Source organism: Actinorectispora metalli (assembly GCF_056323685.1).
Genome location: NZ_JBREYE010000002.1, coordinates 1,797,160 through 1,821,735 on the forward strand (window position 1 = coordinate 1,797,160; position 24,576 = coordinate 1,821,735).

General features: G+C 66.6%; 21 protein-coding genes. 9 read left to right on the forward strand and 12 right to left on the reverse strand.

All coding sequences use genetic code 11. From position 1 onward, the window contains the following. The first annotated feature begins 606 nt into the window (after nt 1–606). The 4 genes from ACU6XJ_RS28710 to ACU6XJ_RS28725 all read left to right on the forward strand — a co-directional run bounded on the left by ACU6XJ_RS28710 (nt 607) and on the right by ACU6XJ_RS28725 (nt 5,393). Nucleotides 607–1,968 carry a helix-turn-helix domain-containing protein gene (locus ACU6XJ_RS28710; RefSeq protein ID WP_476318406.1) on the forward strand — a complete coding sequence of 454 codons (1,362 nt, stop codon included), beginning with the start codon at nt 607–609 and terminating at the stop codon, nt 1,966–1,968. 202 nt (nt 1,969–2,170) lie between these two features. Then, complete coding sequence (locus ACU6XJ_RS28715) at nt 2,171–2,422, forward strand: hypothetical protein (protein WP_476318408.1); 252 nt, start codon at nt 2,171–2,173, stop codon at nt 2,420–2,422. Next, nucleotides 2,419–3,189 (forward strand): ABC transporter permease, encoded by a 771-nt coding sequence (locus ACU6XJ_RS28720; protein ID WP_476318410.1) that lies wholly within the window; start codon nt 2,419–2,421, stop codon nt 3,187–3,189. The genes ACU6XJ_RS28715 and ACU6XJ_RS28720 overlap by 4 nt, the downstream gene beginning before the upstream one ends. Continuing rightward, nucleotides 3,186–5,393, forward strand: coding sequence for a P-loop NTPase family protein (locus ACU6XJ_RS28725; protein ID WP_476318412.1), 2,208 nt, complete (start codon nt 3,186–3,188; stop codon nt 5,391–5,393). The genes ACU6XJ_RS28720 and ACU6XJ_RS28725 overlap by 4 nt, the downstream gene beginning before the upstream one ends. A 985-nt stretch (nt 5,394–6,378) precedes the next feature. On the opposite strand, the gene ACU6XJ_RS28730 is transcribed toward ACU6XJ_RS28725, so the two are convergent. Continuing rightward, on the reverse strand, nt 6,379–8,004 hold the full coding sequence (locus tag ACU6XJ_RS28730) for a recombinase family protein (protein WP_476318414.1): 1,626 nt from the start codon (nt 8,002–8,004) through the stop codon (nt 6,379–6,381). Between the two features lie 69 nt (nt 8,005–8,073). Between ACU6XJ_RS28730 and ACU6XJ_RS28735 the strand changes: the two genes are divergently transcribed. Then, nucleotides 8,074–8,946: an alkaline phosphatase D family protein gene (locus ACU6XJ_RS28735; protein WP_476318689.1), complete on the forward strand. Its 873-nt coding sequence runs from the start codon at nt 8,074–8,076 to the stop codon at nt 8,944–8,946. A 43-nt stretch (nt 8,947–8,989) separates the two neighbouring features. On the opposite strand, the gene ACU6XJ_RS28740 is transcribed toward ACU6XJ_RS28735, so the two are convergent. The 9 genes from ACU6XJ_RS28740 to ACU6XJ_RS28780 form a co-directional block, all read right to left on the reverse strand. Further along, complete coding sequence (locus ACU6XJ_RS28740; protein WP_476318416.1) at nt 8,990–10,498, reverse strand: SulP family inorganic anion transporter; 1,509 nt, start codon at nt 10,496–10,498, stop codon at nt 8,990–8,992. A 101-nt stretch (nt 10,499–10,599) separates the two neighbouring features. Next, nucleotides 10,600–10,944: a hypothetical protein gene (locus ACU6XJ_RS28745; RefSeq protein ID WP_476318418.1), complete on the reverse strand. Its 345-nt coding sequence runs from the start codon at nt 10,942–10,944 to the stop codon at nt 10,600–10,602. 159 nt (nt 10,945–11,103) lie between these two features. After that, the gene (locus tag ACU6XJ_RS28750; RefSeq protein WP_476318420.1) at nt 11,104–12,201 is read right to left on the reverse strand and encodes a pyridoxal-phosphate-dependent aminotransferase family protein; all 1,098 of its coding nucleotides are present in this window, start codon (nt 12,199–12,201) and stop codon (nt 11,104–11,106) included. Next, nucleotides 12,198–13,034: a hypothetical protein gene (locus ACU6XJ_RS28755; protein ID WP_476318422.1), complete on the reverse strand. Its 837-nt coding sequence runs from the start codon at nt 13,032–13,034 to the stop codon at nt 12,198–12,200. Before ACU6XJ_RS28755 ends, ACU6XJ_RS28750 begins: the two co-directional genes overlap by 4 nt. An 80-nt stretch (nt 13,035–13,114) precedes the next feature. After that, nucleotides 13,115–14,005 carry an SGNH/GDSL hydrolase family protein gene (locus ACU6XJ_RS28760; protein WP_476318424.1) on the reverse strand — a complete coding sequence of 297 codons (891 nt, stop codon included), beginning with the start codon at nt 14,003–14,005 and terminating at the stop codon, nt 13,115–13,117. Between the two features lie 214 nt (nt 14,006–14,219). Continuing rightward, nucleotides 14,220–14,507, reverse strand: coding sequence for a WXG100 family type VII secretion target (locus ACU6XJ_RS28765; RefSeq protein ID WP_476310562.1), 288 nt, complete (start codon nt 14,505–14,507; stop codon nt 14,220–14,222). A 56-nt stretch (nt 14,508–14,563) separates the two neighbouring features. Continuing rightward, on the reverse strand, nt 14,564–14,878 hold the full coding sequence (locus ACU6XJ_RS28770; RefSeq protein ID WP_476310559.1) for a WXG100 family type VII secretion target: 315 nt from the start codon (nt 14,876–14,878) through the stop codon (nt 14,564–14,566). A gap of 130 nt (nt 14,879–15,008) precedes the next feature. Then, on the reverse strand, nt 15,009–16,217 hold the full coding sequence (locus tag ACU6XJ_RS28775) for a hypothetical protein (RefSeq protein ID WP_476318426.1): 1,209 nt from the start codon (nt 16,215–16,217) through the stop codon (nt 15,009–15,011). 237 nt (nt 16,218–16,454) lie between these two features. Beyond that, nucleotides 16,455–17,396, reverse strand: coding sequence for a DUF389 domain-containing protein (locus ACU6XJ_RS28780; RefSeq protein ID WP_476318428.1), 942 nt, complete (start codon nt 17,394–17,396; stop codon nt 16,455–16,457). A 797-nt stretch (nt 17,397–18,193) separates the two neighbouring features. On the opposite strand from ACU6XJ_RS28780, the gene ACU6XJ_RS28785 reads away from it, so the two are divergent. From ACU6XJ_RS28785 to ACU6XJ_RS28800, 4 genes are all read left to right on the forward strand, one after another. After that, entirely contained in the window at nt 18,194–18,865 is a 672-nt protein-coding gene (locus ACU6XJ_RS28785) for a S1 family peptidase (RefSeq protein ID WP_476318691.1), read from the forward strand. 176 nt (nt 18,866–19,041) lie between these two features. Next, nucleotides 19,042–19,737: a S1 family peptidase gene (locus tag ACU6XJ_RS28790; protein ID WP_476318430.1), complete on the forward strand. Its 696-nt coding sequence runs from the start codon at nt 19,042–19,044 to the stop codon at nt 19,735–19,737. 129 nt (nt 19,738–19,866) lie between these two features. After that, complete coding sequence (locus ACU6XJ_RS28795) at nt 19,867–20,649, forward strand: S1 family peptidase (RefSeq protein WP_476318432.1); 783 nt, start codon at nt 19,867–19,869, stop codon at nt 20,647–20,649. A 521-nt stretch (nt 20,650–21,170) separates the two neighbouring features. Then, nucleotides 21,171–21,947: an XRE family transcriptional regulator gene (locus tag ACU6XJ_RS28800; protein ID WP_476318434.1), complete on the forward strand. Its 777-nt coding sequence runs from the start codon at nt 21,171–21,173 to the stop codon at nt 21,945–21,947. Between the two features lie 160 nt (nt 21,948–22,107). On the opposite strand, the gene aspS is transcribed toward ACU6XJ_RS28800, so the two are convergent. Both aspS and ACU6XJ_RS28810 read right to left on the reverse strand, forming a co-directional pair. Further along, nucleotides 22,108–23,904, reverse strand: a complete 1,797-nt coding sequence (aspS, locus tag ACU6XJ_RS28805) for an aspartate--tRNA ligase (RefSeq protein WP_476318436.1) — start codon at nt 23,902–23,904, stop codon at nt 22,108–22,110. Between the two features lie 129 nt (nt 23,905–24,033). Beyond that, nucleotides 24,034–24,570, reverse strand: coding sequence for a DUF2017 family protein (locus tag ACU6XJ_RS28810; protein ID WP_476318438.1), 537 nt, complete (start codon nt 24,568–24,570; stop codon nt 24,034–24,036). Between the last annotated feature and the right edge of the window lie 6 nt (nt 24,571–24,576).

Genomic DNA, 24,576 nt, shown 5'->3' on the forward strand with positions numbered 1-24,576 from the left:
CCCGAGCAGTCCTTGACACTGTCCAACCGTAATCTCGCTCGTAAACTCTGGCGGCATGGTCGACGGCCGCAATATGCGCGTGATTTGGCTGGCGATTACACCTCATTGTGCTTCGTGGTGAGGTCATGACCCTGCACCTGCTTTTCGATTGGTCGACTTTCCTGACGGGGGCCTGGTGGCACCCAGGCCCCGGGGAAGCGGGTCACGGTCCGTGGGGGACAAGTCGGGGGGTTGTCCTCCAGTGGCGACCGGTTCTCCCAGGGCCTGGTGCCTGCTACCGACGCTGGCAGCGTGGGCTGTCGGGGTCTATGTCAACCTCGGAATACGGTATGTGCGATCCGACATAATGCCTGGTCAACCGGCTTGTGCCGTGATCTATCAGTCACCTGGTGGTGTCGACGATCGTGCCTAGGTAGGCTGGTGACCAGGGCATATGGAGGTCAGTCTCAACCTCGAAACGGGAACCTGATGGACGGGCGGGGCTCACAGCAAGGCGGACGGGACGAGACCGTGGGCGACGGCGTGTCCTCCCCTGCTCGTCGTTGCGGAAACTGCAAAGCACGTCTCGCCGCTGACAACACAGCCAGCTTGTGTAGCCGGTGCATCATGGATTTGCGCGATAGGTCGGTAAAGCCGCCCGCAAATGTGCCGCGAGAGTTCTTTGAGACTGATGAATTTCGGGAAGCCTTCAAGAGTTGGCACATCGGTCGTGTTTTCAGGGCCTACCGCAATCATCCGCAACATGTCAAGATGTTCGGAAGGGCACTCAATCAAGAAACATTCGGGCGCTGGCTGGGCCTGGATCAGGCACAGGTGAGCAAGATTGAGAACGGCGCTCCCGAATGGAGGCTTGATAATCTCATCCGCTATGCGAAGCAGCTCCAGCTGCCGGCTGATTTGTTGTGGTTTGATCTTCCCGGTCAAAGTCGTCGGAGTACACCCCCTGCCTCGGTACATAACACCGACAAAATGCAGTCTAACGGGCTTGTCCTTCCTCGCTCGCCCGATCAGCTTATGGTTGCCAATACTGGAATGGATACCCTAGAGCTTTTGCGCCGCATCAGGGGTTCGGGAATAGATGCTTCTACCGTGGACGCCCTGGACATTACCGTAGAGCAACTTTGTGTAGATTACTCTCGCGTCGACGCCCACGAACTTATGAAGACTGGTCGTAACTGGCTGAATCGGATGACCGGGCTACTTGACCAGCGTCTTACCTTGGATCAGCATCGCGATATTCTGAACCAGGCTGGAATGCTCGCGCTACTCGTTGGATGTCTCGAATACGACACCGGAGACGCCCGTACAGCCGAGGCCACGCGCCGCATGGCGATGGACTTGGGTAGGGAGTCGGGACAGTCGCATATCGTGGGATGGGCTCATGAAATGCAGGCATGGTTCCATCTGACTTCTGGAAACCTCCGTGCTGTAATCGCTGCCGCAAAAGCAGGCCAGGAGGCCGCACCCAACCACTCAGTTGCGGTGCAACTACTCGCGCAAGAAGCGAAGGCGTTTGCGCGCATGGGTGATAAGGAACGGGTTTATGAGACCCTTGAGAAAGGCCGTCGCCTGCTTGATTCGCTCCCTTACCCAGAACGGCCCGATAACCACTTCGTAGTGGACCCCGACAAGTGGGAGTTCTACGCGATGGATTGTTTTAGGATCGTTGGCGAAGACCAGCTAGCCCAGCAGAACGCCGAAGAGGTCATTCGTAAGACAACGAGCGTCGACGGAATCATCACGTCGCAGATGCGCAATACAGAGGCGCGGCTGACTCTCGGCGTCGTCGCCGTCCGTCAAGGTGACGCGGAAGAGGCTGCATCGCGCGGCATAGAGGCTTTGCAGAACCATCGCAAGAGTCTTCCCTCCCTGCTGATGGTGGGCGCCGAGCTTGATAGGGAACTAGCCAAACGGGGAGCGGGCGGCGATTTCCGCGAACTCTTTAGCGATCTCAAGAGTGCTCCATAATCGCTCGCGATGCAGAGCGGAAGATCAACATTCCGCAATCGACATATCCGTGTGATCGTTATTCCGTACCTTACATATCGGATCGTTGACGCAAATTTTTTCCGGTCAGCGTCCCGCTTCTGACCTGCGGTTATTCTCCGCTGGAATAGCGTATTCCCAGGTCAGCATGGTTGTGTGCGTCGAATTCGGGCGTACTTGGTCCATGAATACAAACGAGCAGGGCCGGATGGCCCGGAACGCAATGGGTATCGAGAAGTGGGAGCGGTTGCAGGCGCGACTGTTCCGGTTGGCTGAGTTGGGTGAAGCACTCGAAGAGGTCGCCAATGGCCCTATGACGACGTGGCTGTATCGGGAGATCGAGACGGAAGCCACGCGGGTTGCTGAGGTGGCCGGCGGCTACATCGATGAGTGTGAACGGCAGGACCGCTGCCCGAAGGGTGGTGGTGGCCGATGAGCACCCGCGTGTATCCACTGCCCCTTGAGGAACTGGTCGCCGGCGTCCGGAAGTTGGCGGTGGAGCTGGGTGAGATCCCCTCGCGCAACACCGTGATGACCCGGTTCCGCGTGGGTGCTCCGAAGGCATCGGCCGCACTCGCGGAACTGACACAGAACGCGGCCGGCTCCCGCAGTGAAGAGCCGGCGGGAAGCCCGGAAGGCGACTCGCCGGAGGCCGAAACCGACTCGGTGCAGGCGTTCTGCGGGACGGTCGGCGACCGTTCCGCGGAGCAGGTGTTTTCCCAGGTGGTTGGGGTCGGACACCCAGATTCGGCGGCTGCGCGGAAGCCGGTTGCTTCGTGGCCACTGTGGTTGCTGGCGCTGCCCGCGTTCAGCGCGGTGTGGTCCGGTTGGGTCGGGCTTGGGGAACTCACCGGATTTGGTGTGGTCCACCCGCTGCCCGGCATCGTGGACGGTTTCCGGCTCAACACCGCAATAACGCTCCCGATCGGCTTGGAGGCCTACGCGGTCTATGCGTTGCGGGTGTGGCTGTCGGGTGCGGCACTCACTCGGCAGGCTCGCCGGTTCGCGGCGTTCTCGGCGCTGGGCTCGCTGGTCCTCGGCGGGCTGGGACAGGTGGCCTACCACCAGATGAAAGCCGCCGGCGTGCTGGTGGCGCCCTGGCTGGTGACCACCATCGTCTCCTGCATCCCGGTCGCCGTACTGGGCTGCGCTGCCGCCCTTCACCACCTGATCAGCACCGATGGTCAGGAGGTGGCCCGATGACCACGAAGACAACGACGGGTAGGCATCGAGCCACCACCAAGCAGGCGGAAACCGAGGAGCGGCCGGGCCGGCGTGTCCGGCTGGCGGCCTGGTGGCAAGCACTCCTGCTCACGATCGATGAGTTGGCGGCCTGGTGGACGTTGTGGCTGGGCCGAAGCGTGCTGCTGGCGCGGCTGGCCAACGGCATGAAGTCCACCCGCACGACAACGGTCCGCACGGCCCGCGCGGTGCTGGGCTGGCGCGGCTGGACACGCCTCGCCGGCATGCTGGCGCGCTTGCTGCGGGCTGTCGCTCGCTGGTGTGCCCCGTATCTGCGGGACGCGGGCGGTTGGTTGCGGTACAGCCTGCCGCCGCTGGCCGGGCGGCTGCTGCGGCGTGCGTTGCGCCGCTTCGCCCGCTGGGCGCCACGCGCGTTCGCGAGGCTGCTCGTGTACGTGCTGGTGGGTACCGGGTGGCTGCTGCTGCGGCTGTGGCGGTACCTGCTGGCCTACCCCGAGTACTCCGGGCTGGTGCGGGAGGCCGATGAGTTGGCCCTTTACCGGCGCGGCAAAGGGCTGCGGGAAGCGTGGAAGAAGACCGCCGGTCGCCGTTTCCTGCTGCTGGTCGCCGTGGTGCTGGCCGGGTGGTGGGGTGTCGGCTGGCTGATCGCCCACTACGGGTGGCGCGCAGAGTACGGGTTGATCCTCGGCGGGGTCGTGGTGCTGGCGTTGGTGGGCCGCGCGGTGCGGCCCACCCCGCCGGGCGATGCCGAACCCGAAGCGGAGGAGGCGGAAGACGCGCCTTTCCCGATCGCCGACGCGCACACCCGCACCGAAGCGGCGGAGTGCGTCACGCGGGCGCTGCGGGCCGAAGGAATCGAGTTGCGTTCGGCCGGCGAGGCCGCACGTCAGCCATGGGGTTGGGAAGTCCCGATCATCCTTCGCACCGGTACCCCGGCCGGCGTGATCAGCCGCGCTGAGGCGCTGGAAACCACGCTCGACCTGCCCTCCGGTGGGCTGCTGCCCACCCCGGACCGGTCACGGCGGGCGCGGGTGGTGCTGCGCCTGGTCCAGCGTGACCCGTTCCAAAACATGGGCCAGGCCCCGTACCTGCAACCCGGCTCGGTGTCCATCCGGGACGAACTGATCATCGGTCGACGCATGGACGGCACCGACTTGTCCTTGTGCCTGCTGGGTGTTCACGGCGTGGTCATCGGGACGCCGGGGTCCGGCAAGTCCGTCACTCTGCGGACGCTCGCCGACCGCGTGGCCGCGTGTCGGGACGCGGTGGTGTGGGATCTGGACCCCGCCGGTAATGGTCTGGACCTTTTGGGAGAGTCGGTCGGGCGGCGGGAGCGCAGCCCGCGCGGCATCGAAACCGCGCTGGCCGATGCGGTGGCGTTGGCGTCGGCGCGACCGGGGATGCTGTATCCGCTGGGCATGGGCGAGGCGTGGCAGCCCAGCCCGGACCGGCCAGCGGTCGTGATCTTCATCGATGAGTACACCCGCCTCACGCCAACGGCGAAGGCGCTCGCGGTGGAATTGCTGCGCATCGGCCGCAAATCGCGGGTCACCGTGATCCTGGCGTCTGCGGAGGCAACGGCGGACACGTTGGGTGACGCGATCGCGGACACCACAGCGTTGAAGATCATGCACGCGTCACGGCATGCCGATGTCCGGCTTGTCTTCGGCCCGAACATGATCGCCGAAGGATGGCGACCGGACCGGCTTCACCCCGCAACCGGAGAATCACCGGAGGACGCGGGCTGCGCCTACGTCAACGCCGCAGCCTCCCGCGAACCGATCGTGTCGAAGGTCTACCCCCTTGACGGGGCGGAAGCCTACGAACGCGGCTCCCAGCGAGCCATGCACGGCGTGCCTCGCATCGATACGGAGTCATGGGACCGGGCGCGGCAACGACGCCGCGAGGAGCCTCTCAACGCACCCGGCAAGCATCGGACGACAGAGCCGGACATCGATCACCTGGTGATCGCTGACGTACTCGACGCGTTCGGCACCGACACCCGTTTGTGGACAGAGGAACTGCTCAACCGGTTGGCGACCGTCAACGACAAATACACGGGATGGAGTGCTGATGATCTGGCGAGCGCGTTGCGTCCGTTGGGGGTCGGACCGGGACAGATCAAACAGGGCGGCAGCAACCGGCGCGGCTATGACCGGAAGATCATCGACGCCGCCCTGCGCACCTGGCGGGAGCGATCATGACCCCCGCTACTCCGCCGCTACCCGGTAGCGGGCAGGTAGCGGCGGCCAGATCCCACAAAACCGGCCTTGACCAGCAAGGTAGCGGGGTAGCACCCTCCAACGGCAAGACACCCGTCAGCGGGGCCGCCACGCCTACAGGTACAGGGAAGACACTCGCCGCCGCGACAGGCCGCTACCCGCTACCAGCGCCCACCAACCGCGCCAGGTGCAGCCCCTCCCCCACCCTGCGGGGGAGGAGCCACACAAGATCGGGAAAAAATAGTTGGGCGCCTGTCGACGGTCCGATAGACGTTCCTGCCGGGCTACCGATTGAGCTACCTGTTAGAGCGGAAGCCCCCACGGTCGGCATCGCCGCTGCTCAACCGCTACTAAAGGGCTACCGATGCTTCGCCCGACTAGCCCCCCAAATGGAAGAAAACCAAGGGGGGAGACGTCCGGCGGAGGAAACCCGCCGCCGGCGTGTCCAAAACGGAGGCCATTTCCGGAGTTCAGGGGTGCAGCACTTTCCACCCCCCGGAAAGGAGGCCACCACGCAGTGACCCCCCAACCACACAAGATCACCGACAACAAAACAGGAAACGGAAGTGTTGATCATGACCGGGATTCTGAGCAGCAGCCGACCGACACCAACAACGGTGACGCTGCACCGGAGGCCAACCGGTCACGAAAACGGTCACGACCCACCCGCAGACCAGCGGCCACCACAGCAGCACTGACCACCGAAGGAGGTGAACACCACGACCGTTCGGACTTCTCGGCGACTCTCACAACGGGACCGGACGGCGCCCTGTGGGTGAGCGTCGACGGGGCGGACATCCACGAAGTGACCGCCAGGATCAATGCGGTGTGCGAGGTACTGATACCGACGCAACCACCCCGTAGCGACCCCTAACGGCCCCTGGCCGCTCTGCCGGCCCCACAACAGGGAAACCCCCTCCGCCACAACCTGGCGGAGGGGGTTTCCCTGTTGTGGGGTGACCGTGGTCTAGTTCTCGCCGCGCTCTGACTTCTCAGGTTGTGGCCAATCAAGTAGATCCGTGATTTCCACCATGTCGCCGGTATCGCCCGCCCGGTCGTACCATTCGGCGACTTCCGGCATTGCTTCCCGCCACCCGTCCGGCAGACGCCAACGAGCCGACCACCTGCCATCCGTCCGCTTCTGCACCGCGAACGCGAATCCCAATTCGAGCCACCGCAAACGCCGGTCTTCCGCTGACATTCCCTCAAGTTCTTGCTGCCAAGTGCGGTCGGTCGGAACCCATTGCACGCCTCCGGGGTCGGCTGGAAGTGCTCGCAATGTATCGATATCGGCCAGGATCTTTTCCCCGTCTTTCATGATCCGCTGCCTGTCTGCCGGCGACTTTACCCGCGCCACGCCGGACATCAGTTTGCCGTATTCCCGCTCCAACTTGGCGATTTCATTCGCATGACTGGTAGGCGGCAGAACAATACGCTCCCGAACCGGGACCATTGCGAAGATCTTATAGAACGCCTCTAGTGCCATCGGTTCTATTTCCTCCGCCCGCATACCAAGACCATGCTGACGCGACGGGCAGCGCCAGTATCGGTATTCGTACTCGACTGTGGTTCCATCTTTACGGGTCCGCTTTTGGTAGGCGATACGGTGCCACAAGGGTTCAAGACATTCGGCGCATACCAGTACACCGGAGAACTCGTAAGGCTGATTGCTGCCCCTGGACTTCCGTCGCGCTTTTTCGTCCAGCCGGGCCACTATTTCCGCTTGCTCGGCGGGCTCGAAGATTCCGAACTCGACAAGATCCGGATTTTCCAGCAACCGGCGGAGCGGCGTGCCCTTCCATTCGTACCCTTTGAGTTCGACCGTTGCGGGGTCTTCCCCGCGTCGTTCCGCAGCCAGTTGCAATTGCCTGTCCCGTGGTGTCACAACTTTGTTTGCCGTCAACCATTCGCACATCTGGGCAAGGCCCTTCCCTTCCCGCGCCAACTTGGAAAGGGCATGAAGGATCTTGACCGCATACGGGTCAAGTCCGAGAATCCATCCGCCGCCGGGCAACTGTACCGGCATAGTGCCGTAAATGTGGCCCTCCCCTGCCCAGCGACCCGCTTCTTTGAGCGCCGCTTTCGAATCGCGGAAACGCTCTTTCATCCGTTCGCGTTCGATGCGGGCAAACGCGGCAATCAGCGTGATCATGAACTCGGACATCGAATTGCTGGAATCGATACCTTCTGCAATACAGATCAGCCGCTTACCTCGCGCCCTCAGCCATTCCAGCAAGGTAAGCGCGTCCATCACGTTGCGAACCAACCGGTCCAGCTTGGAAACAACGAGTGTCTTCCACGGCTGCGGCGGCGCATCGGACAACCACACCCTAAGCCCGTCTCTCTTATAAGGCTCCAGATCCCCGGAAACGTGCAAATCCTCCACGGTCGCGACAACCGGCAGGTCATAGGCATTCGTCCATCGGTGCGTCTCCCGCGCCTGCACCTCGCTTGACATGCTTTCATCCGAGTAGTGCGATTGCCGGACGTAGCAGAGTGCGGCGTCGTCGTCTGACGTGAACGGGACGACCACGGCCCGGTCGCTTGTTTGCTTCTTGAACCGGCGGCGTTTCCGGGGTGTCGGTGCGCTCATGATCCGCCATCCTCGCTGGTAGGAGCCCTAGCTAGTGTAGTTGGCTGACACACTTCGTGGGATCATGAGATCGCCAATGACACCTGGTCGGGCGGCGCGCAGAACCACACCCCCGGCACCGAGGGCGACTGGGCCGCACGCAAGGCCGCCGCGCACCAGGCGTACTTCGAGTGGATGCCGGTGCGCGCCACCGCCGACCGGTTGTACCGCCGCCTGAAGTTCGGCACCCTGGCCGATCTGTCCATGTTGGACCTGCGCTCGTTCCGGTCTCAGCAGGTCGACCCGCTGTCGGGCAAAGTCGACGACGCCAACCGCACCATCGCGGGCAGCGCGCAGCTTGAGTGGCTGATCGACGGGCTGACGGGCTCGACCGCGACGTGGAAGCTGGTCGGCACCTCGGTGATGATCAGCCCGGTGCTGCTGCCGCCGCTGCCCGCCACGTTCACCGGGCCGGTGCTGGAACTGCTGGGCCTGCCCCGCGACGGCGGCGTGATCTTCACCGACCAGTGGGACGGCTACACCGCCGACCGTCGCAAGGTGCTCAAGGCGCTGTCGGACCGCAAGGTCACCAACACGGTGTTCCTCACCGGCGACATCCACTCCTCGTGGGCCTGCGACGTGCCGATCGACGCGGGCACCTACCCGCTGTCCAAGTCGGTGGCGACCGAGTTCGTGTGTCCGTCGGTCACCTCCGACAACATCGACGACCTGCTCAAGGTGCCGCCCCGCACCGCGTCGTTGTTGGTGGAGAACGGCATCCGCACTCTCAACCGGCACGTCAAATGGGTCGAGTGGGACTCCCACGGCGCCTGCGTGCTGGACGTCACCGCGAGTGCGGCGCGCATGAACTGGTACTTCCTCGCCGACCGCACCCGCCCGGACAGCACCATCTCGCCGGCCCGCAGCTTCCAGACCGCCGCGGGCAGCCAACGCGTCCAGTGAGCCGGGTGACCCCGGCGGGATGTCCCGCCGGGTCACAGCGGTCTCAGTGCGGCCAGGCGACCGCCACGCCCGCGCCGGTCTTCTCGCGCTGGGTGGCCCATTGAGTGACCGCCTCGTGGCAGGCGCGGTCGAGGTGACGCAGACCGGTGAGGTCCAGCAGCAGACGCTCGGCGCGCGGCAGGTCCTCCAGGCGCTGCAACAGGTAGGGCAGTCGCAGGAACGTGGCGTTCCCCGTCACCTGCACCCGCACCTCACCGTCCACAGTGGAGGAGTGCAGGTGCAGTCGGGAGATGTCCCACGCCGTCTTGAGGATGGCCGCGGCCAAGCCGACCACGGCGCCGACGAGCAGATCCGTCGCCACGATGGCCAGCGCGGTGAGCAGCAGCACCGCGGCCTCGGGGCGGTTGCTGCGCCACAGCGCCGCCACCTCGGGCAGCGCCAGCAGCTTCCAGCCCGCGTGCACCAGCAGGGCGGCCAGCACCGCGAGCGGCACCAGGTTCAGCAGCCCCGGCAGCAGCGCCACGAACAGCAGCAGCCACACCCCATGCAGGACGCGGGAGGCCTTGGTGCGCGCCCCGGCTTGCACGTTCGTGGCGCTGCGCACGATCACCGCGGTCATCGGCAACGCCCCGAGCAGACCGCAGAGCGTGTTGCCGACGCCCTGGGCGGCCAGTTCCTTGTTGTAGCGGGTGGGCCGCCCGCTGTGCATGCGGTCCACCGCGGCGGCGCTGAACAGGCTCTCCGCCGAGGCGACCAGCGCGAACGTGATCGCGGTGCCGAGCACCGCCGGATTGCCCAGCGCGGCGAGGGAGTCCAGCGTGGGCAGGGCGATCGACTGAGTGAGGCCGGTGACCTCGATGCGCTGCACCGGCAGGTCGAACAGCCAGGTCAGCGCGGCTGTGACGACCACGCCGACCAGCGCGCCGGGCAGCCACCCCAGGCCCGTGCGGCGCCAGAACACCAGAATGAGGATCATCAGCACGCCCAGCCCCAGCGACCAGCGCGCGCCCGCCGAGGTGAACGGGTCGGCGACCAATGCGGGCAGGCCGGTCAGCTTGGCCACGGTGGTGTCCGGCTGGGCGGCACCCAGCAGCGGGTACACCTGGCCGAGCAGCAGCACCAGGCCGATGCCCGCGAGCATGCCCTGCACGACCGACGGGGAGATGGCCTTGAACCAGCCGCCGAGCCGCACCGCGGCCATCAGCAGCTGGAGCAGGCCCGAGACGAGCACGATCACGCCGAGCACACCGATGCCGTGGGCGCTGACGGCTTCGGCGACGATCACGGTCAGGCCCGCGGCGGGGCCGCTGACCTGGAAGCTGCTGCCCGGCAGCAGCCCGACCACGATGCCGCCGATGATGCCGGTGACGATGCCGAGTTCGGCAGGCACACCGGAGGCGACGGCGACGCCGACACACAGCGGCAGCGCCACCAGGAACACGACGAGAGACGCCGCCAAGTCATGCGGCAGTGTTCGGCGGATGCGGTCCGCCAACCCCGGCCTGCCCGATGGATCGGGCGGCGCGGGCCGAGAAGTGACAACGGTGGCCACGAGACGACTCCAAGAATGCGAGGGCTGCGGAAAATGGGAATGCTCACCAGCGGTGAACGCCCCCGACCGGGCATTCACCGGAATTGGACGCGTGCGGGCGTCTAAATCCGGAAGACCTGGAGGAATTCGGTCGCGTGTCGATCTTCGTTGATCGCAGCGTGATAATCGGGTGATAGCGCCCCACGGACCCGAGCCGCACAGGCAGGCTCGGCCGATGGCTGCGCGACCGGCGCGATCGTGCGCCAGGTGGGCGGGCGCGCCGCGGTGCGGTCCTTGCCGGGGAGGGTGTCGGCGGGCGACTCCTCCGGGCAGGGGTGCTCCCGGTCAGCGGGCTTCACCAGGTGTGCTGCGGCGGGTGCGTCGACGGTGGCCTGGGCCTGGACGGTCGTCGCGCCCGCGGTGAGCAGCCCGAGGAGCAACGTGAGTAACGCGGCGACTGCTGCCACGATCCCCTCCCGCTGCCTCGGACCGACTCCGTACCGCTTCTACGTTATCCAGTCTATAGGCAAGGAGAGTGTTAAGCGTGACCGCCAACACTCTTGTTTTCTGTCATTAACCTGATGGGTTTTCGCGTATTAATGTAAACGCTTCATTAAATGGGGTGGTCAGCGGCCGAGCACGCGGCGCAGCGCGGCCAGGACCAGCTCCACCCGCTCCGGCCGGGAGTTATGCCCCATCAGCCCGATACGCCACACGCTCGCGGCGAATTCGCCCGCGCCCGCGCCGATCTCGATGCCGTATTCGGTGAGCAGCCTGCCCCGCACGGCGGCCGAATCGACCCCGCCGGGAACCCGCACGGTGGTCAGTTGGGGCAGCCGGTGGCCTTCCGCGGCGAACAGTTCCAGGCCGAGTTCGGCCAGTCCCGCGCGCAGCAGCGCGCCGGCTTTCTCGTGCCGCTCGAACACGGCGGGCAGGCCCTCCTCGAGCACGCGGCCGAGGGCGGCGTGCAGCGAGGCGATCATCGCGACCGGCGCGGTGTGGTGGTAGGTGCGTCCGCCGCCGTTGGTGCCCGCCACGTAGTCGCCGAGCAGTCCGAGGTCGAGGTACCAGACCGGCGGCTTGGGCACCCGGCGTTCCCAGGCCCGCTCGGAGATCGTGAACGGCGCGAGGCCGGGGGCGACGCCAAGGCATTTCTGGGTGCCTGCATAGCCGATGTCGACACCCCAGTCGTCGGCGTGCACCGGGATGCCCGCCACCGAGGTCACGCAGTCGGCGATGAGCAGCGGGCGGGTGTCGAACTCCTCCAGCGCGGCCCCGAGGGCGGCGATGTCGCTGCGCACGCCGGTGGAGGTCTCGGCGTGCACCGCGGCCACGATGGCGGGTGCCGGGTGCGCGTCGACCACTCGCTGCACGTCGACCGGCTGCCCCCAGGAGTGGTCGACGCGGACGACCTCGGCGCCGTAGCGGGCGGCGACCTCGCACATGCGCTGCCCGAACAGGCCGTTCACGGCGATCACCGCGACATCGCCCGCCCGGACCGTGTTGGCGAACGCGGCCTCCATGCCGATCGAGCCGGTGCCCGACAGCGGCAGGGTGCGTCGGTTTCCGGTGCCCCAGACGGTGCGCAGCCGGTCGCAGGTCTCATCGAGCAGGCCGAGGAAGACCGGGTCGAGGTGGCCGAGCAGCGGGGCGGCGAGGGCGGCGGTGGCTTCCGGGTACGGGTTGGACGGCCCTGGCCCGAGCAGTACACGTTCGACGATCACGCCAGCAGCCTACGCACGCCCGAACCGGGCCGCGCGGCCCTGCGCCGCACGCGTCGCCAGGAACGTCTGGCCACATAGGACACCAGGTCGACGGCGGTGCCCTTGACGATGATCAGATACGCGTCGTCGGGTCCAAGCTCGCGGGCGAAGCGGGCGTCGAGTTCGGCGTCGCCGGATTGCGGGTCCTCGCCGTACATGCCGGGGAAGTCGGCGTAGGCGTCGGTGATCCGGAAGGTGTCGGGGTCGAACCGGTCGCGCTGCCCGAGCCAGTCTGCCGCCTCGACGGCGAGCCGCATGATGTGCCGCGGGGGCCTCGTTGTGCCGGGATAGACCCGCTTGTCGCCGACGGTGTGGGTGGCGCCGAGATAGACCCCGGGGTTGCGGGTGCGCATGACCAGGTGCGTGAAGCGGTGCGGATTGCGCAGCGCGATCTCCCGCGCCACGAACTTGGCCTGCAACCAGGACAGCAGGCCGAGACGGATGTATTCGGGCAGCACGGCACTGGAGTCCAGATACATGCAGTACCGGCCCGCGAAGCGCTTGCGCTGGTAGCCGGTGTAGGCGACCGGGTTGTCGTCGGCGTCCACGACGAGCGCGTAGGCGGAGATCGAGTCGAAGTAGCCCTGTGCCCTGCGGTGGGCCCAGAACGCGGTCTCGTCCGCGGCGAAGGCCTTGGACGCGATCGTGTTCATGGTGCTGTAGAGCCAGTCGCGGCAAGGTTCGGCGAGCCGGTCGGGGTGGTGCCAGACCAACGCGCGGAACCCGGAGTGGATCCGGATGGTGCGCGGTCGCCCGGAGAACTCGGGGAGCGCGGGCTCCCTCTCATCGGACATGGGTGTCGACCTCCAGGACGCTGACTTTCCTGCCCATTAACGAGAAAGTCGCGTTCCGGAAGCGTAAAGACGAGACGTCTTCACGCCTTCCCGACGTTGCGCACGTCCAGATCTTGGACGGGCGGCAGGGTCGGATGTTGTGGCCTGCCAAGCAGATCACGCCAGATGATGCTGGCCGCGAAGGGAAGAAGATCACGCCCCCGCCGCCATAGCCATGGCACGCCCTTGATGATCAGCCATCCCACGTGGTGGACCGGTGTGATGTGCATCCCGCCCGCGGGAGTCGTGCTGACCGGGTTGGGGATCTCGCAGCCCGCTTCTTCGAGCAGGCCCGCGAATCCCGATGCCAGCAGCCGGTGTCCCAGTTCGGACGGGTGCAGCCGGTCGACGGCCCAGGTGGCCATCTCGTAGGCGCCGGGCAGCACGTGTAGGTCGAGACACCGCGCGCCGTGGCGTCCGGTGACCGTGTCGATGATGGTGTTGAGCTCGGTGATCCTGGCGCGCAGCGCGCGGCGCAGCGGTCCGGGGAGCTGGAACACCTGGGCGTGGTCGTGATACCGGGCGGTGACCACCACCGTGCCCGCGGCCGTCAGCTCGCGGACGGTGGTGTCGAGGTCCTCGTAGATCCGCATCGGGTCGAAGTCCGAGCGGAGCGTGTCGTTCATGCCCACCATGAGCGCCGCGGCATCGGGCCGAAGCTCCAAGGCCTTGGGCAGCTGGCGGGTCCGCACACAGTGCATGCGTGCACCGGTGAAGGAGAGGTTGGCGTACTGCACGTCGGTTCCAACGGCCTCGGCGAGCAGCGGGCCGAAGCCCCGCCAGCCGCCGCCTGCGACCGGGTCACCGATACCGACCGTGGTCGAGTCGCCCAAGGCGACCAGCGTTCCAATCGGACGCGGCCGCACCTGCGCCGTCCCGGTCCCGTCCGCTTCCCCCGAATGGTGGGCAGGATCGATCATCTGCACCGTCACGCTGCCACGATCACTGTTGGATGCTCACCCCGGGTGAGAATGGAATGACCGCCCGGGGAACACCTAGTGAAACGATCGTTTTCGCCCACCGACTCCCGGTCGGGGTGCGACCGGGGTCACAGTGGCACTATGCGCATAACCAGCGCTTCCGTGGTCCGCAACGACGCAGCGGGCCCAAGCCGATGGCGTAGGCCCGCTCTGCGGTTGATGCCCCTCAGCCCCAGATATTCTTGTTCTGGTTCTCCGCCTGCTGGTAGTTCTCGTTCGCCTGACCCAGCGCGACCGCGATCTGGCCCAGCACCTGGTTCAGGTCGGCGGCGGCGGTGTCCCACTGACGCTGCTTCTCGTTGTAGGCCTCCGCGGCGGCACCTTCCCAGGTGGACACCATCGGCGCCAGGAACGACTTCAGGTCGTCCAGCTGGCTGTTGATGTCGGTGGAGGTGGACTGCACGTTGCCCTGAGCATTGGCGATCTCGCCGAAGGTGACCTTGACCTCACCCATGGGGTTTCTCCTCTTTCAGTGCGAAAAGTGTGTGGGGGTTGCGGATCGGAAGTGCGTCAGCCGCCGAGTGCGTTCTCGATGCTGGACATCGACTGCTGCTGCTCTTCTTCCGACTGGGCGTAGGTCTTGGTCGAGGTGTTGATCGACTCACCGATACCCCGGAGCGCCTCGTTCAACTTGCGGGCATCCTCGTCCCAACGCTGCATCAGCTTGGTGAACGCCGTCGCCGCCGAGCCCTGCCAGGCACCCGCCAGCGGCTCAAGCTGGCTGCGCAGGCTGCTCAGCCGCTGCTGCACCTGCTCGTTGACGTCCAACACGTGCTGACCGGCCTTCTGCATCTCATCGAACGAAGTCCCGTAAGAGCCACCCATGTCGCCTGGGCCCCTTTCCTTGTTGTCCCGCTTCCTGAATTGCCCATACGACGGCGCCCGGTTCCGCTCGGTTCCCCAGATCGCGTTTACCTCTGCAACCAGCTTGTCCGCGCTGGTGAGAGCGGTGGACTCAACGGAACGCGGGATAGAGGGGCAGGCGGGTGGCGATCGCGCCGAAGCGGTTCAGCAGCGCCTGCGCCACCGCGTGGGAGTGCACGGCCACCGGGCCGACGCCGATGCGTTCGGCGTCCTCGGCCAGTCGCTGCCACCGCGCCACCAGCACCGCGATCCGCGGCGGGGACAGCAGGTGGTGGTCCACCGGGCGCTCCGCGTCAGCCAGTTGCGGCCACATGCGCCAGGTCGAAAGCCAGATCCACATCAACTCGGCGTCGAGCAGTCTCGGCAGCAGCACGTCATCGTCGTCCAGATCGGGCCAGACGGGTGCGATCTCGCAGCGCCACGCCGCGAGCATCGCCTCCGCCATGCCCGCGGGTAAGGCGAAGGAGCACCAGCAGGACGGGAACGGCACCTTGAGGTAGGCCGCGTCGAGGATGATGTCGCGGACGCAGCCGAAGGCGAAGTCCACGAACCGCACCCCGCGGTTGGTGAGCATGCTGCGGTCCGGGCAGCGGCCCGCCAGGCTCAGCGCCCGGTACCGCTGGCCACCCAGCAGCCGCGCCACGTTGGCGGCGTTGGCCTCCAGACCGTCGGGCACCGGGACGTTGAGGTTCTCCTGCAACAGATCGGGCAGCCCCACGATCGCCTTGGTCGCGCCGTCCACCAGCCGGTCCTGCCAGGAGCGGACGCCGATCCGGCGCATCAAGGCGCCGAAGTCGTGTTCCCTGCTCGCGGTCGCGGCGTGCATCCGCCCCAGGGTCCGCGCCCAGCTCAGCAACGCGCTTTCGGCGGCTCGTGGGTCGTCGGCCAGCAGGATCTCGGCGAGGCTTTCCGAGCGGCCGACGTCCTCGAACACCAGCACCTGCCGGGCCACATCGTGAGCGAGAAGCTGCGGGCTGTAGCGCTCGGCGCCGCTGAGCGCAGTGAGCAGCAGTGAACTCGCGGCCTGATGGGCGAAGCCCTGCGCGGTGTCGGCGGGGGCGCCTTGGCTCTGCTTGACGACGAGGGTTTTGGGCAGCGAGAACGGCGAGTCACCGACCCGGACGCGCACCACGATCGACCGGTCGAACTCGTCGGCGTCGCGCAGCAGTTCGGGCGCTGCGAGGCGGACCGTGGCGCCGAATCTGCGGCTGAGCACCAACTCTGCCGCGGCAACGGCGTCACCCACCTCGGGTGCCTCTTCGTCGAGGGCTGTCCAATCGGCGGGAGTATCCACGCTCATCCCGTTCGACCCTACTCGCGGCAACCGGTCGCCTGACGCGCTGTTCGGGGTAATCCGGGTACCCGATTAGCAGGGAGTCATCCCGTCCCACCTACGCCGCCACGGCCGCACCTGTGACGACTACTCCGAACGGCGTATCCTGTCCCCTGTTCGAGCTAGTAAGTGCGGCCGAGAGTAGGCGTCATTCCCACGGCACGCCAGGCTCACCGGACTAAGTAATCTCGTTGTGACTCAGGGTTATCCAGGTGCGAGCGGTCGTCCGTTATCGGCGTATTTGTTGTTCTTATTTCTGAAAAGCAACACGACATACGCGGCCAACACAATGCCCACCAGGTTCACCGCGAGCTGCAGGGTGGACAGCCCGAACCGGTCCCACTCCCCCAGGGTCGCCGCGACCGCGGCGTACCCGGCGGCGGGCACGGTCGTGACGGAGATGAACACGCCGACGAGCGCGGCGGACTTGGACGAGGTCAGCGAAAGCATGCCCGCCGCTCCCGCCAGCACGGCGACGATGAAGGAGAACGGGCCGACCTGGTAGACGAAGTCGACGCCCCCGAGACCGTCCAGCTTCGTCAAGGTGATCAGGCCGGTGACCTCGCCGAGGAACGCTCCGATCGTGGTGATGCCCATGGCCAGCGGAAAGCCGACAGCCAGCGCGGTGGCGGCGCGGCGCACCAGGTCCCAGCGCCGTCGCGCCAAGCCGACGGCGATCGCGGCGAGCGGCCCGAACTCCGGCCCCACCACCATCGCGCCGACCACGGTGACCGGCGAGTTGGTCACCACGCCGATCGCGGCCAGCAGCAGTGCGATGGTGAGAAACGCCTGAAACGTGAAGGTGAGTCTGGATTCCTCGCCGGTTCGGGCGATCAGCTCATCCCACACCACCGCGTCGGCGCCCTCGCCGGGTGCGGCCTTCTCCGCCTCGTCGGCGGCATCGGACAACGCGGTGTCGATCGCCTCCAGCGTGATCGCGCCGTCGTGGTCGACGCCCAGCGCGCACAACTCGGCGAGCAACTCGTCCACGGCCTCGCGGGCGAGGTCGGCCTCGACCACGTCACCGGGCGGCTGCACCCCGGCCCCTGGCAGATGCACCAGGTGCGTCGCACCCGGCGCCGCGCGCAGCAGGTCCAACACCCGCCCCGCCTGGTCCGGCGGTGCGACGACGCGCAGGTGCAGCATGGCTGGAGCTCCCCGTGGACAAACTGTGAGTGGTGACCGACCCTCCCAGGCCACCCCGACATGGGCAAGGTCAACAACCGGGCGGTTGGTACTCGAAGACAGCTACGAGCTGCAAGTATCCACCGGCCGGATCGCTCCGACGTAGCCGACGTGCGCCGGCTCGCCGACCATGCCGGCACTGGCAGTCCGAGGGCCAGGGGTTCGCGTGCCGAAGTGCGTGCCGAGGCCCAGGGAGATGGGCGCACAGTTCATGGTCGCCATCAACGCTCCTCGTTGCACAATGAACGCGCCCGAGCTCCGTTGCTTGGGGCGCGGGGAGCTTCAGCGCGAGACCTTTGTTAGCAGAAAGCGACCGTAGTCGAAGGCCCTGACAGTCGGGCCCAGGAATAGCGCGCCAAGCACGGGATCAATCGGGTAAGCCACGGATAGGGCGCCACCAAAAAGGTCCAGCAACAGGAGGGGTAGCGGGCGGCCCCGTTTTCATAGTCCTCAGTGCGGGACTGCCTGCTCAGACACGAAGAAGATCGTGGCGACAACAGCCAACAGTAATATTTACTCTTCACAGGTTGACGGGTGAATCCACAGGTAGAAGCCTTGCCAATCCTGTCTGCGAAAAACTTGCCCTTGATACGGCGAACCAGCACCTCTTAGATTTCAAAGGCCACCAGCGAGCGACAAAAGCGGAGACCGAAGGCGCAACCTGCCGCCAATCCGGCTCCGCGATCCGTTGAAACCCGGACCATTCGGATTCATCTAGTCACCCTGCATATTTCTGACTACGGAGCGAATTCGTGCGCATGAAGAAATTCCTCATCACCCTGTGCAGTGTCATTACGGCCAGTCTGGCGTGTGCGACCGCGGGCTCTGCCGCCGCGACGCCGACCCAGGACTACATCATCGGCGGCGGCTATGCCCAGCAGGGCCCCTGGGCCGTCGCGATCATGGTCAATGGAGCGCAGAACTGCTCCGGCACGATCATTGCCCCCCGATGGGTGCTCACCGCCAAGCACTGCGCCAACGCGGGCAACAAGTTCCTGATCGGCAACATCGACCGCACCGCCGGGCAGTCACGGACCCCGATCCGGTCGATCTCCCACCCCTCCGCCGACATCATGTTGTACGAGCTCAACGCCTCGGTGTCGACCACCTACGCGTCGCTGACCAGCGCAGCGCCCAGCGTCGGCAGCACGGAGCAGGTGTACGGCTACGGGCGCACCGAGTCCACCCGCGACTCCCGCTACCTGAAGGTCGCGAGTATGCGGATCACGGGCGTGAAAAGCACCTTCATCGACGCCACCAAGGGCGATGGCTACACCGGTCCCGGTGACTCCGGCGGCCCGGTCTTCCAGGGGCAGAAGCTCATCGGCGTCCACTCCTACGGCAACCCCTCCGCAGGAACCTCCGGACACGTCAACGTCTACACCTACCGCCAGTGGATCTTGTCCAACAGCGGGCTCGCGGCTGCCTGACAACCGCGAGGCGCCCGTTGACCAGGTTTCTCTCAGTCGTATCCACCTCGAAACCGGAGTAACTGATGTCCAAGCCCCTATACCATTCCGCGCTTCCCACCCGGACCGCAATTCCACGTCGCCTTCGTGGCCTTATCGCCCTTGCCGCACTGGCGGCATTACTGCCTGTGGCCGCGGTGTCCGCAGCTCAGGAAACCGGCTCTCCGGCGAACGGCTACGTCATCGGCGGTGAGAAGGCCAGTACGAAGGACCACCCCTGGGCAGTCCACATCACCAACGGTCATCAGTTCTGTGGTGGTGTGCTGGTGGCGCCGACCAAGGCCCTCACGATCAAAGACTGCGCCGAAGCCGCCGTTGACCCGGAGCAGCCGGAAAGCCGCGTGGTGGCCGGTCGGGACAACCGCACGAGCACCGAGGGCAAGGAAGCCAAGATCAGCAAGGTATGGAACCACCCCGGCCTCGACGCCGACGTGGCCGTGCTGACGCTGGCCGAGCCGATCACCGGCTACGCACCGGCCACGCTCGCCACCAAGGCCGACGCCGACCTGTACAAGCCGGGCACCACGGCGACCGCCCTGGGCTGGGGTTTCACCGAGCCGAACTCCGGCCTCAGCGATCACCTGATGAAGGTGGACCTGCCCGTGGTGGGCGACGCCGACTGCGAACGCGTCTACGGCTCCTACTTCATCCCCGAGGCGATGGTCTGCACCGGCGTCGAAGACGGCAGCAAGAGCACCAGCATCGGCGATGCAGGCGGGCCGGTGATGGCGGGCGGCAAGCTGATCGGCCTCGCCGTTTGGGGTGACACCTACGACGTCGGCACCCGAATCGCCAGCTTCGCCGACGAGATCAAGAAGGAACTCGAGTCCTGAGACGGATCAACACCCGGTTACACCCGAATCCCCGCGGAAGGTCTGCCCGGACCGCACTCGGGTGCCGGTGACAGACAATTGGAGTATGAAATGTCGGATCCCCTGCACCGCTCGACCTTTCCCAGGCAGGTGAGGCTTTCGCGTCGCCTGCGCGGAATCCTCACCGCCGCCGCGCTGGCGGCTCTGCTACCGGTCGCCGCGGTGTCCGCCGCACACGAAATCGACACCCCGCCCAACAGCTACATCGTCGGTGGTGAAAAGGCAGGCACCAAGGACCACCCCTGGATGGTCCACACCACCTACGACAATCAACCCTGGTGTGGCGGAACACTGGTCACCGAGCGGAAAGTCGTCACGGCCAAGCACTGCTTCGAAGACAACGACCCCGCGATGTACACCGTGGTCGCGGGCCGCGACAACCTCAAGACCACCGAGGGCAAGCAGGTCAAGATCAGCCAGATCTGGAGCCACTCCGACCCAGCGGGCGACCTGACCGTGCTGACCCTGGCCGAGCCCCTCACCGGGTACGCGCCTGCCCCCATCGCCACCAAGGCCGACACCGACCTGTACAAGCCCGGCACCACCGCCACCACCCTGGGCTGGGGCGACCTCCAAGAAGGCGCAGGCGTCGGCAGCGACGACCTCATGAAGGTGGACGTCCCGGTAGTCAGCGACGCCGACTGCAAGGCCGCCTACGGCATGCAGTACGTGATCAGCACCATGGTCTGCGCGGGCCTGAAAGAAGGCGGCAAGGACGCCTGTCAAGGCGACTCCGGTGGCCCCCTGGTAGCAGGCGGCAAACTGATCGGCATCGTCTCCTGGGGCCACGGCTGCGCCCGCCCCGGCAAGTACGGCGTCTACACCCGAGTCTCCCGTTTCGCCGAAGAAATCCACAAGCAACTCGAGTCCTGACCGTCCCGTCGTGAGTGTTCAGGCGAGCCCCCGCGCCTGAACACTCACGGTCAGGCGGCAGTGCCCCTCCGGGCGATGAAACACACCAGCTTCAGCCGGGTCACCACCAACTAGCAGGACTTCTGCCGCCGCCGCGGCCACGACGTCGTCACCTGGGCTGGTTTCGACCTGATGCGCGACATCCGCATGAGGACGGCCTCTGAACACGAGCACCGTTCCTTGCGGCTTTCGAGTCTCGGATGGCGATCCTCTCCCAGCGATAGCGACCTCGACGCGGTGTCAACCACCACCGCCGTTTGAACTCCATGTTGTCGTCGCGGCCGCACGTGCTCCGTCGTAGCGTGTACTCCATGTCCGGCTGCGGCGCGGAAGGAGGCGCTGTGTCCCACGCTATCGACGATTCGGATAGAGCTTTCGACAGCGGGTCTTTCTCAAGCGTGTTGCGCGTCGCGATCCAGCGCAGCGGCTTGAGTTTGGAACGCATTCGGCATCGGCTCGTGCAACAGGGCCATCCTGTCAGTGTGGCCACGCTGAGCCTGTGGCAGTCCGGACAGCGGCGGCCGGAGCGGCACGGTTCGCTGCTCGCGTTGTCATCGTTGGAGGAAGTGCTCGGCCTGCCGGACGGCTCGTTGCGGGGTGCGCTGGGACCGCGACGGCGGCGGGGCCCCAACAGGCTCGGACAACGCCGATTGCCGGTCGAGGCGGCGTGGCCCCACGACCCTCACGTACGGTCGCTGCTGCGAGAGGTCGACGAAGAGGACGAGTTCCTCGTCCGGCTCAGCCAGCATGACGTGATACGGCTCGGGCCCGACGGCCAGGAGCGTTCCCTGCGGGTGCGTCTGGTCCTTCGGGCCACGCGGTCGGGTCTTTCCCGGCTGCCGGTAGCCAGCGTGCTGGATTGGCCCCATCCCACCGGCCCGCGGATTCGCCCCTTGAGCCACTGCTCGGTCCTCACTTCCGAATACATTCCGGAAACCGGATACCTCGTGTCCTCCTTGGGTTTCGACCACAAGCTGGAACGCGGGGAGGTAACCATGATCGAGTACGAATTCCGCTACCCCTCGGATCTTCCCCGATCGACCTACTCGGAGCGCAAACTGCGGTTTCCCGTTCGCGAGTACTTCGCCGAGGTGTGCTTCGACCCCAGGGCTGTCCCGGGTCGATGCACCTGGCGCGTCACCGGCCAACAGGGCGTCGTGCGCGGCGGCGAGCTACGGGTGGACGCTGCGGGTTGCGCTCGGCTGGCCATCTCCGACGCCAACCCCGGGCGCTACGCACTGCACTGGGAATGGGAATGACCGAACGCGACACATGGGCGGCGGGAAGCAGTGCTCTCCGCCGCCAGGGGATCGCTGCTCCTCCCGGGCGAACGGCGGCAGGAGCACCCACGACCCCGCCAGGGCCACCGAAACACGACGAGGTCGCCCGCGTTTCAGCTGCCTTGACCTCGGTTACCACTCACGTGTTCTGGCCTGCCTCGCCTGCCTGCTTGGGGGCGGGCTTGGCGTCGACGCCCGCCTCCTTGCGCTGCTGCGGGGTGATCGGCGCGGGGGCCGCGGTCAGCGGGTCGTAGCCGCCGCCGGACTTGGGGAAGGCGATGACCTCGCGGATGGAGTCGGCACCGGCCAGCAGCATCGTGATGCGGTCCCAGCCGAAGGCGATGCCGCCGTGCGGCGGGGCGCCGTACTTGAAGGCGTCGAGCAGGAAGCCGAACTTCTCCTGCGCCTCATCCTCGGCCAGGCCCATGATCGTGAACACCCGCTGCTGGATGTCGGCGCGGTGGATACGGATCGACCCGCCGCCGATCTCATTGCCGTTGCAGACGATGTCGTAGGCGTAGGCCAGCGCGTCGCCAGGGCTGTCCTCCAGCTTGTCCAGCGAGTCGGCCGTCGGTGAGGTGAACGCGTGGTGCAGCGCGGTCCAGGCGCCCTTGCCGACCGCGACGTCGCCACCCGCCACCGCCGCGGCGGCGGGCTCGAACATCGGGAAGTCCACGACCCACACGAAGGACCAGGCGTTCTCGTCGATGAGGCCGCAGCGGCGGGCGATCTCCAGCCGGGCCGCGCCCAGCAGCGCCCGCGCCGTGGACCTCTCACCCGCGCCGAAGAAGACGCAGTCGCCTGGGTCGGCGCCGACCGCCTTGGCCAGGCCCTCGCGCTCGTGCTCGGCGAGGTTCTTGGCGACCGGGCCGCCCAGTTCGCCGTCCTCGCCGACCAGCACATAGGCCAGGCCCTTGGCGCCGCGCTGCTTGGCCCACTCCTGCCAGGCGTCGAGCACCTTGCGGGGCTGGCTCGCGCCGCCCGGCATCACCACGGCGCCGACGTAGGGCGCCTGGAACACGCGGAACGGGGTCTCGGCGAAGTAGTCGGTGAGCTCGGTGAGCTCCAGGCCGAAGCGCAGGTCGGGCTTGTCGGTGCCGTAGCGGGCCATCGCGTCGGCGTAGGTGATCCGCTGGATCGGGCGCGGGATCTCGTGGTCGACCAGCCGCCACAGGGCGGCCAGGATCTCCTCGGACAGGGCGAGCACGTCGTCCTGCTCGACGAAGCTCATCTCGATGTCAAGCTGGGTGAACTCCGGCTGCCGGTCGGCGCGGAAGTCCTCGTCGCGGTAGCAGCGGGCGATTTGGAAGTACCGCTCCATGCCCGAGACCATCAGCAGCTGCTTGAACAGCTGCGGGGACTGCGGCAACGCGTACCAGGAACCCGGCTGGAGGCGGGCGGGCACCAGGAAGTCGCGGGCGCCTTCCGGGGTGGAGCGGGTCAGCGTGGGGGTCTCGATCTCGACGAAGTCCTTGGCCAGCAGCACGTCGCGGGCGGCGCGGTTGACCTCGCTGCGCAGCCGCATCGCCTTGGCCGGGCCCTGGCGGCGCAGGTCCAGGTAGCGGTACTTGAGGCGGGTCTCCTCGCCGATCTGCGGCTCGTCCAGCTGGAACGGCAGCGGCGCGGCCTCCGACAGCACCTCGAGCTCGGTGGCCAGCACCTCGATCTCACCGGTCGGCAGCTCGGGGTTGTCGTTGCCCGTGGGACGGCGGTTCACCTCGCCGGTGATCTTCACGCAGAACTCGGCGCGCAGCCGGTGCGCCCGCTCGGCCATCTCGCCCTCGCGGAACACCACCTGGGAGACGCCGGACGCGTCGCGCAGATCGATGAAGATGACACCACCGTGATCGCGACGGCGAGCCACCCAACCGGCGAGGGTGACGGTCTGCCCGGCGTGCTCGGAACGCAGGGTTCCGGCCTCGTGCGTGCGGATCACAGGTGTGTTCTCCTCATTGAGCGACTCAGAAGATCAGCGCACCGCAACTGCGTGGTTGGCTGCGTAGTACGCGTAGCTAGCAGGCTAACCAATGCCCCTGGGGCGTTCGCCACCAGGTTTCCGCGCCGGTCAGCGGACCGGGCTGCCGTAGGCGCACTCGGTGAGGGTTTCGATGATGTGCAGCATCCAGCCGAGGAAGAAGGCCTCCGGGTCGGAGCGGTCGCGGCTCTTGGGGGCGGTCAGCAGTTCGGGCCTGCCGAAGGTGACGGCGCCGCTGATGCGCAGCGACTCCAGGCACCAGATCCAGTGCGAGACCTGGTGCTCCTCGCGGAGCAGTACCGTCCCGCTGCGCGTGGGCAGCGTGTCCAGCACGGTGCCCGCCGCGGTGCGCAGGTCCCCGAACACGTCCCGCTCCCGCCACACCCGCAGTTCCGCGGGCTCCTCGGGCAGGTAGTAGGCCAGGATCGCCTCGAGCCTGCGGTCCTGCACCGGCCCCGGGGGCATCGGCAGGCCGAGGACATCCCCCAGCGGATAGTCGACGGTGTAGCCGTCCAGCCGCGAGTCCAGCACCGTGCTGAAGTCGGTCAGCTGAGCGCGCAGCCAGCTCAGCTGCCGTGGCAGAAACGACCCGATGAGCAAGTCATCGGTGCGGTCCCAGCAGATCACCATCCC

Coding starts and splice junctions, on each gene's coding strand:
- ACU6XJ_RS28710 (WP_476318406.1), top strand. CDS start 607: ATGGATTTGCGCGATAGGTCGGTAAAGCCGCCCGCAAATGTGCCGCGA.
- ACU6XJ_RS28715 (WP_476318408.1), top strand. CDS start 2,171: ATGAATACAAACGAGCAGGGCCGGATGGCCCGGAACGCAATGGGTATC.
- ACU6XJ_RS28720 (WP_476318410.1), top strand. CDS start 2,419: ATGAGCACCCGCGTGTATCCACTGCCCCTTGAGGAACTGGTCGCCGGC.
- ACU6XJ_RS28725 (WP_476318412.1), top strand. CDS start 3,186: ATGACCACGAAGACAACGACGGGTAGGCATCGAGCCACCACCAAGCAG.
- ACU6XJ_RS28730 (WP_476318414.1), bottom strand. CDS start 8,004: ATGAGCGCACCGACACCCCGGAAACGCCGCCGGTTCAAGAAGCAAACA.
- ACU6XJ_RS28755 (WP_476318422.1), bottom strand. CDS start 13,034: ATGTCCGATGAGAGGGAGCCCGCGCTCCCCGAGTTCTCCGGGCGACCG.
- ACU6XJ_RS28765 (WP_476310562.1), bottom strand. CDS start 14,507: ATGGGTGAGGTCAAGGTCACCTTCGGCGAGATCGCCAATGCTCAGGGC.
- ACU6XJ_RS28770 (WP_476310559.1), bottom strand. CDS start 14,878: ATGGGTGGCTCTTACGGGACTTCGTTCGATGAGATGCAGAAGGCCGGT.
- ACU6XJ_RS28775 (WP_476318426.1), bottom strand. CDS start 16,217: ATGAGCGTGGATACTCCCGCCGATTGGACAGCCCTCGACGAAGAGGCA.
- ACU6XJ_RS28780 (WP_476318428.1), bottom strand. CDS start 17,396: ATGCTGCACCTGCGCGTCGTCGCACCGCCGGACCAGGCGGGGCGGGTG.
- ACU6XJ_RS28785 (WP_476318691.1), top strand. CDS start 18,194: ATGAAGAAATTCCTCATCACCCTGTGCAGTGTCATTACGGCCAGTCTG.